The sequence below is a fragment of the Pollutimonas bauzanensis genome (assembly GCF_040393045.1).
GTDB classification, from domain to species: domain Bacteria; phylum Pseudomonadota; class Gammaproteobacteria; order Burkholderiales; family Burkholderiaceae_B; genus Pollutimonas; species Pollutimonas bauzanensis_A.
In genome coordinates, this window is the sequence record NZ_JBEBUX010000167.1 from 1 (window position 1) to 7,825 (window position 7,825).

Annotated in this window: 8 protein-coding genes; 3 read left to right on the forward strand and 5 right to left on the reverse strand. The window is 52.9% G+C overall.

From position 1 onward, the window contains the following. Nucleotides 1-263 precede the first annotated feature (263 nt). Complete coding sequence (locus ABWO67_RS18080) at nt 264-1,742, forward strand: patatin-like phospholipase family protein (protein ID WP_353154326.1); 1,479 nt, start codon at nt 264-266, stop codon at nt 1,740-1,742. A gap of 93 nt (nt 1,743-1,835) precedes the next feature. Further along, complete coding sequence (locus ABWO67_RS18085) at nt 1,836-2,009, forward strand: DUF1214 domain-containing protein (protein WP_353154338.1); 174 nt, start codon at nt 1,836-1,838, stop codon at nt 2,007-2,009. A 47-nt stretch (nt 2,010-2,056) separates the two neighbouring features. Here ABWO67_RS18085 and ABWO67_RS18090 read toward each other — a convergent pair whose 3' ends face one another. The 3 genes from ABWO67_RS18090 to ABWO67_RS18100 form a co-directional block, all read right to left on the reverse strand. Beyond that, nucleotides 2,057-2,653 (reverse strand): hypothetical protein, encoded by a 597-nt coding sequence (locus ABWO67_RS18090; RefSeq protein ID WP_353154328.1) that lies wholly within the window; start codon nt 2,651-2,653, stop codon nt 2,057-2,059. 99 nt (nt 2,654-2,752) lie between these two features. Then, nucleotides 2,753-3,568 (reverse strand): hypothetical protein, encoded by an 816-nt coding sequence (locus ABWO67_RS18095; protein ID WP_353154330.1) that lies wholly within the window; start codon nt 3,566-3,568, stop codon nt 2,753-2,755. 79 nt (nt 3,569-3,647) lie between these two features. After that, entirely contained in the window at nt 3,648-4,097 is a 450-nt protein-coding gene (locus ABWO67_RS18100) for a hypothetical protein (RefSeq protein ID WP_353154333.1), read from the reverse strand. Between the two features lie 174 nt (nt 4,098-4,271). Here ABWO67_RS18100 and ABWO67_RS18105 point away from each other — a divergent pair, with 174 nt between their 5' ends. Then, the gene (locus ABWO67_RS18105) at nt 4,272-4,382 is read left to right on the forward strand and encodes a phosphomethylpyrimidine synthase ThiC (RefSeq protein WP_502930052.1); all 111 of its coding nucleotides are present in this window, start codon (nt 4,272-4,274) and stop codon (nt 4,380-4,382) included. A 38-nt stretch (nt 4,383-4,420) separates the two neighbouring features. Here the strand turns inward: ABWO67_RS18105 and bioD are convergent, their stop codons facing one another. Then, the gene (gene bioD, locus ABWO67_RS18110; RefSeq protein ID WP_353154335.1) at nt 4,421-5,128 is read right to left on the reverse strand and encodes a dethiobiotin synthase; all 708 of its coding nucleotides are present in this window, start codon (nt 5,126-5,128) and stop codon (nt 4,421-4,423) included. After that, complete coding sequence (gene bioA / locus ABWO67_RS19350; protein ID WP_502930053.1) at nt 5,121-7,652, reverse strand: adenosylmethionine--8-amino-7-oxononanoate transaminase; 2,532 nt, start codon at nt 7,650-7,652, stop codon at nt 5,121-5,123. Before bioA ends, bioD begins: the two co-directional genes overlap by 8 nt. Nucleotides 7,653-7,825 lie beyond the last annotated feature (173 nt).

Consider the following 7,825-nt stretch of genomic DNA (forward strand, 5'->3'; position numbering starts at 1 on the left):
CGCACTTGCATGGGGTGCAAGGGGTCGAAGGTTCGAATCCTTCCGTTCCGACCAATAAAATCAAGGGCTTACAAGTTTTTCTTGTAAGCCCTTGTCGTAGGCACACCTCTATCGCGAAGTAGCAACTCAACCAAGACTAATGATTTGCGCGGGATATAAAAATAATAATTTATCCTTATAAGCGCTTGGTATATACTCAAAAACACTAAGTAGCGGTCGTTTGCCTGAAGTCTTATTGGTCTGGCGTCAACCGGAGATGCCTCATGGATGAGTTCGCATTTCAAGATCGCGCTGAACTACCCCTCATGCGGATCGCATACTCGTTACTTTCAATTATCGTCGTTTTCGTATTGGCGGGTTGTGCGAGCCGGCCAATCAACCCGCCCATCACGCAAGTCGATCCCAACAGCGGCTATCGTCCTTATCTACTGATGCCAAAGCGTCAAAATAACGATCAATCTACGCTGTTGATGCTGTCATTCTCGGGTGGCGGAACACGAGCCGCTGCCTTTTCGTATGGTGTCCTGGAAGAACTGCGTCGAACCGAGATTGTTGTCCAAGGTCAGCGTCGCCGGCTGATTGACGAAGTCGATCTCATTTCAGGTGTATCGGGCGGAAGCTTCACAGCCCTGGCCTACGCTTTGCATGGCGAGCGATTATTTTCCGAGTATGAAACGCGTTTCCTTAAGCGGGATGTAGAGGGTACGCTCATTGGCCGCATTATCAATCCGTTTAACTGGTGGAAGTTTATAGGAGGCAGCGCCGGGCGCTCAGAGCTTGCTGCTGAATACTATGATGAAATTCTGTTCGAAGGCGCAACATTCGCCGACTTGCTTGATAAGCCCGGCCCAGTCGCTCTGGCAACAGGAACCGATTTATCAACCGGATCACGCCTGATTTTCTTTCAAAATGATTTCGATCTGCTCTGCTCTGATCTGAACAAAGTTCGCCTGTCCCGTGCGGCGGCAACTTCATCTGCCGTCCCTGTCGTGCTGTCGCCTGTCACGTTCAACAATTACGGGGGCACTTGCAATTTCAAGTATCCCTTATGGGTCGAGGATGTTGCCGACCCGGAAACCCGGGTTCGTCCGTCGGGACGCGCATACCAACGTTACCGCGAAATGCAAAACTTTCAGAACAGTAAAGAACGGCCCTATATCCATCTGGTCGATGGCGGCGTGTCCGACAATATCGGCGTGCGCGCTGCACTGGAATTTCTCGAAGAGCAAGAAGCAAGTTCGGCCTACTCCGAACAGGTCGGCTTTGGCGGTACTCGACGGATCATTCTGATCGTCGTGGACTCTCACTCGGCGCCACGTACCGATTGGGATAAAAGGGAGACCCCGCCCGGTTTCGCCATCCAGCTTTTGCAGTCCACAAATGTACCGATTGAAAAATACTCCTTCGAAACAGTCGAAATCATGAAAGACAGGGCCGAAGTCATGTCATGGAAGCGCGATCTGAAAGTGGCGCACGCCCAACTCGCAGGCGCAAGCAAATCACAAGCTGAAGCCAGTGTGCCAACGCTTACTCTGCAAGTGATCGCCGTGAGCTTCGACGAGATTCGTAACCCCGAAGAGCGCGCCTATTTTATGGAGCTGCCCACCAGCTTCGTTCTTCCTCCGGAAGACATAGACAAACTGCGTGCTGTTGCCGGCCAGCTGTTAAGAGAGTCAAAGGACTATGCGTCTGTAGTGAGCTTCTTTAATGGGATCGCCGAGAAGTCCATTAAGCCGCATTAATGAAAAATTCGGTGCCCCTCCCCCCGGTCAACGCCTTCTGGTGACAATGTATAAGCTGCCGACGCGATCAACCGCTACTTGATCAACTCACCCATGCTGCTGCGGTTGGTAAAAGATGCGGATGGCGGCCTGACGCTTTATGTACAGAACGAGTCGCCCGGTAACGATAAGAAGCCAAATTGGCTCCCTGCACCAAAAGGTCCATTCCTCGTTGCGATGCGCCTATACTGGCCTAAGGACAAAGCCCTCGACGGCGCGTGGAAGTAGCCACCGATGACAAAAACACCGTAAAGAACCGACCAGTTTGAGCCTGTTTACTTGGCTGCAAGCACTTGCAAGGCAACTGCGTCAACGTATAAGGCTTCGACTTGATTGCCAACCTTGATATCTTTTAGCTGAGCGGGATCTTTGACTGCCAACTCGACCGTGTGTTTGGCTCCTCGCAACGTGACTGTCTGGGCCAGGGGATTAACCGCGACCACGTCCGCTATCATTCGAACCGTTTTCTTAATTGCACCTGCTGGTTTCTGGCCAGCTTCTGCACGAGCTGTCTGCACAGATTCATCACGCTCACGAATGCCCGTGTTTTTGACCTTGCGCAGTTCTATTGCAACAGCCTGGGCATAGGTCAGTGTTACCAGGTCGCCAACCTTAATCTGATCAAAGTTCCTGACGTCTTCGCCGAGATTGAAAACAACCTCATTGCCCTGCGGACCAACGACGACAACGACACGTTCCTTCTTGTCGATCGACTTAACTTTGCCTTGTAATTGAACTGACTCACCCAAGGCCCCCTTACCTGGCGCAGTTGCACCGACAATAGTGCCTTGCGGAGCATTCTGCGCAAAGGCGCCAAGCGGTGCGATCAACACAACTGCAGCAAAGGCAATAGAAAAACGGTTTGTTTTCATTTGGAAATCCTTAACTCAAGAGTGAATAAAACCCTCTGGTGCTTCCTTGTGCCAGAAGACAAAATCTACCGTCCGCTACCGTTGTCGAACAACCTGAACTCAGAATCGAAACGTCGCGCTTAGCGTTGGGCCGCTGAAACTGAAGTTTTGCATTAGCTTATTGTTTTTTTGGTCGTAGTAAATATGGCGATAAGACAACTGCACGTCGCCCCAACCCATCGCGTAGCCCAGTCCAACCAACCCCTGCCAAGTGAGCGACGAGGATCCTGTGCCAACATCCAAGTAGTAGGGAATAAACCACTTGCCATCGCCAAGACGATATCTACCTCGAACACCGATGATGCCATCTAAAAGATCTTTATTCTGTGTACTGCTTCCCGAGCGCGCAAGATGGCCGGTCGGTCCATTGAACTCCCAATCAAGTGACGCTTTGACCTTGAAGTACCGAAACCCGGCCAGGATATCCAAAGACGCATTTGATGTGTTGATCACATTGTAAAAACCACCGAGCTGCCAGATCAGTCCGCTGAACTCTGTTTTTGTCCCTGTATCGATCGGAATCGACCGACCGAGAGGGCCATTGATGGCTTTCACCTTACTGTCATCTGCCGACACGTCAAGATAAACAATATCCGTCAACACCCCCCACCTGCCTTTCCGAGCCTCTGCGCTGAACATCACGGCGAAGTCGAGGGAGGACAAATAATCACTGGGACGGACTTTAACGTCGGCGCTGTTGCTTGACCCCCTCGGCACTTGAAACGAGGAGTCACCACTGATCGTAGCTCCCCAAAGGTAGGGTGTAACCGAAAACTCCCAGGCCTCCGATCCTGTCTCGGATGCGCTCGCGTACGTCAGGGGCGTCAACAACGCACACGCCGAGCCAATTATTTTGATTCGAATCAAATAACCCATGGCACCCCCTATTTATAGTTATCTTGTTGATTTTCATGGCCTATATGTAAAGCACGAAGAAAATGCCAAATCAAGTTCACTATTTGACGGTATAGCCACGCCCTTCGAGACACGCGCTTTGCGCTTTTGTAAACGCTCCCTGCTGATTCTGCGTGGCTTCGGCCTTCTTGTTATTCTGTGCAGCATTTCTGCGCCGGCTTTCACCACGTGCGGCAACAGCCCCTACCGCCGCGCCTGCACCGGCATCGTCACCGATGACCTCTCCAACAATGGCTCCTCTGGCTGCTCCACGAATACCTGCGCCCGGGGTTACCCCTGTTGCGGTCTTGGGTGATTGCGAAGCTGCTTTTGGGGAGGACGTGGCTGGATCGAATCCTGTTTGATCGACAGCCCAAGCGTAGCACTGCGACTTATCGGCTTTCTGCTGCTCTGCAGACTGCCCCTTTGCCGGATAGATAAACTGCTGAGCCTGGGCCATGGGAATAAGCGCTACGCTTAACAAGAATGCAGAAGCAATTGATAATTTCATTTGTCTACCTCTGTACCTTGCCGAATCAGCCAAGATGCGTTGAAAAATTGATCTCACTAAACTTTTTAAAGCAGCGAATTTTTCATGGAGCTAAATTTTTATGCTACCTAACTAATTTGACACTTACAAGTTAATTTTTGACGCTGCATGATGTAAAAAGTCGTCAACAGATAAATGTTGATAGCCCGCATAACGCACATTGTGTCGCGCAGCGGCTCGATGATGGCTAAGTGCTGCCTGGCTCATCATGAAGAACGTTTCCTTTACGAATACTTCTTCGATTAATCGTCTGAAGCGAATGTCTAAAGTTCATTCATCCCCATTCATGTCCGTAATTTGGTGAAATCCAGGTATCCGGCTGCAACTGATACCAGTTCCTCATTCGACCGAGGATCGACTGACAACCTGGGAATTTTCCCCAGGAGCGGCGCCGCTATGCGTGACGCCAAGGCGTCTACGTTTGCATCCATATCAAGCATATCCGCATCGACAGTATTGGCAACCCATCCTGCCAGTTGCAAGCCCCGCGCGGAAATCGCCTCTGCACTCAGCAACGCATGACTGATGCAACCTAGACGCAACCCCACAACCAGGATAACCGGCAAACCTAGCTGCAGGGCCAAATCGGCCGTATCGACTTGCTGGCTTAAAGGAACCCGAAAGCCTCCTACCCCTTCAACCACCACCACATCGGCGCACTGCGCGATCTGGCTATAGCATTCCAGAATATGCGACAACATTATCGTACGGCCTTCCTGTGCCGCCGCAATATGGGGCGCCACAGGTCGACATAATAAATATGGCGTGGCAAGTGCGGCCGGCAGCGCCACGCTGGCTTGCGCCGCAAGGGCATCAGCGTCGTCGCAGCGCCAGACGCCTTGGCGCAGCTCAGCACCGGCCGCAACAGGTTTCATAGCGGCGGTGCGCAGGCCGGTTTGCGTCAAAGTGCGCAATAGGCTGCTGGCGACCAGTGTCTTGCCGATTTCAGTGTCAGTGCCAGCAACAAAATAGCCCCGCGTTGGTTTAGCCATGATGAATCACGCTGTCAAATACCGCCGCCGTTCGCGCTCCCATAAGATCACATTCAGCATCGTCAAGGATATACGGAGGCATAAGATAAACCGTGCGGCCTATGGGCCGCAACAGCAACTCATTTTCAAGTGCTTTGGCAAAAAACCGCTGTGAGAAATTGGCTGCAGCAGCGGGATCCTCTATCGCCGCATCAAATGCCCAAATCATGCCGCGCTGCCGAAAGTGCCGCACCTGCGCGTGATCTGCCAGCGGCGCCAAGGCCGCTGTAATGCGCTGCGCACGGTGCCGATTGGCATTCAGGACATCGTCTTGTTCAAAAATCTCCAGCGTCGCCAAGGCCGCCCGGCACGCCAGCGGATTGCCCGTGTATGAGTGCGAATGCAAAAAACCCCGGGCTACATCGGCATCATAAAAAGCTTGGTAAATGGCGTCCGTCGCCATCACCAGCGACAACGGCAGATAACCGCCGCTAATACCTTTGGACAGGCAAACCAAGTCAGGCCAAATAGGCGCCCCATCTGGGCTTGCCGCTTGTTCAGAAGCGAAAAACGTACCGCTACGGCCGCAGCCGACAGCAATTTCGTCAAAAATCAGATGGACTTGGTAGCGATCGCATAAGGCTCGGACTTCCGATAAATAGATCGGATCGTGCATGGCCATTCCCGTTGCACATTGCACCAGCGGTTCGATGATGACCGCCGCAATATGCTTTGCACGCTGCTGAAGCAAGGTCTCCAGCGAGTCTGCTGCGCGGCGCGCCACATCGGCAGCGGTTTCGCCATTCTGAGCCGCGCGCGCATCAGGCGACATGACGACATGCGCCTGCCGCAGCAACGGACCGTAGGCATCGCGGAATAAAGCCACGTCGGTGACAGCGAGCGCACCGAGCGTTTCACCGTGATAGCTACCCTTGAGACAAACGAACTCCTGTTTAGTGCTATGGCCCGCATTGCGCCAAGCGTGGAAACTCATTTTCAGCGCGACCTCGACCGCCGAAGCGCCATCTGAAGCGTAAAAGCAATGGCCCAGTGCATTCCCCGTACGGGCAGCCAAATTTTCCGACAAACGAATCACCGGCTCATGCGTAAACCCGGCCAACATGGCATGCTCAAGTTTATCTAATTGATCTTTAAGCTGAGTGTTAATGCGGGGATTGGCGTGGCCAAACAGATTGACCCACCAAGAACTAATCGCATCCAGATAGCGGTTGCCATCAGGTCCGTACAGCCAAGCCCCTCGGCCGTGGCTGACTGGAACCAGCGGAACCCTCGTATGATGCTGCATCTGCGTACAAGGATGCCAGACGCTTTTAAGACTGCGCTCAACCATATCCGAACGCGATGACGATGACACATTTACGTGTTTGGCAGCTAGTGTTTTCAGTGCCGCGATCAGAAGGGCAACTTGTTCGCAGGTATGAGCGGCCGATAACGATATCCGAAGACGGGCCGTGTTTTCAGGAACAGTGGGCGGACGGATTGCCGGCACCCAAATACCCTGTTCACGCAAGCCTTGCATCAACTCAAGCGCCAACGCATTGTCTTTGACGATAAGCGCCTGGATTGCCGTCTCCGATGGCGCTAATCGCCATGGCAACCCCGCCAAACCATCCTGCAATTGATTGATCAGCGTGCGCAGATGCCGCTGCCGCGTATCACTCGACTCCAGCAGCGATAGTGCTGCCATTAAGGCACTGCCCAGCAAAGGCGGGCTAGCGGTAGTAAATACATAAGTGCGGGCACGCTGCAACAGCCATTCGATCAATATGGAATCACCGGCGACAAATGCACCCGCAACGCCTGCCGCCTTGCCCAATGTGCCCATATACAAAACTCGTTCCGACACCAGGCCAAAATGAGCCAGACTGCCCCGCCCTTGCGGACCCAGCACGCCGAAACCATGGGCATCGTCCAGCAATAACCAAGCGTTGTATCGCTCACAAAGCGCCACGAGTGCAGGCAATGGCGCAATATCGCCGTCCATGCTGAACACGCTATCGCTAAGAATCAGCTTACGGCGACTGGTGTCTTTCGCGAGCAGGGCTTCCAATTGGCTCATGTCGCTGTGCTCATAAACAAAGGAGTCAGCTTTCGACAAGCGGGCTCCGTCGATCAGGCAGGCATGGTTAAGGCGATCGGAAAAAATGGCGTCACCGGCACCGACCAGCGCCGGGATCACCCCAATATTGGCCATATAGCCATTGGAAAAATACAAAGCCCGAGGCAAGCCGACAAACGCCGCCAAGGCAGTCTCGAGTTCGTCGATCGCGCTGCTATGCCCGCTTAGCAGCGCCGATGCAGAGGCACCCACACCGAACCGATCCAGCCCCGCATGCGCGGCAGCAATCAGCGCCGGATGATTCGCCAGGCCCAGATAGTCGTTGCTGCAAAAGGCAAGGTAAGGCTCACCGTCAACCTGTAATAACGGCCCTTGCGGGCCATCGACAACTCGCCGCTGTCTTAGCAGGCTTTGCTCTTGCAAGGACCGCAAATCGGTCTGAATATCGTCAAGTAAATTATCCATGCGGCATGGTAGGACCTGGCGAAGGCACGACGCAAGCCAATACTTAATGCCAACTTAAGAGACGATGAATGATTTTACCTATTAAAAATGCCTAACTCTAACTTTCCAGCCAAACTAACAATCAACGCCTGCCATTTTTTCACGCTAAAGAATTGTATGTAACTAAGACAAAG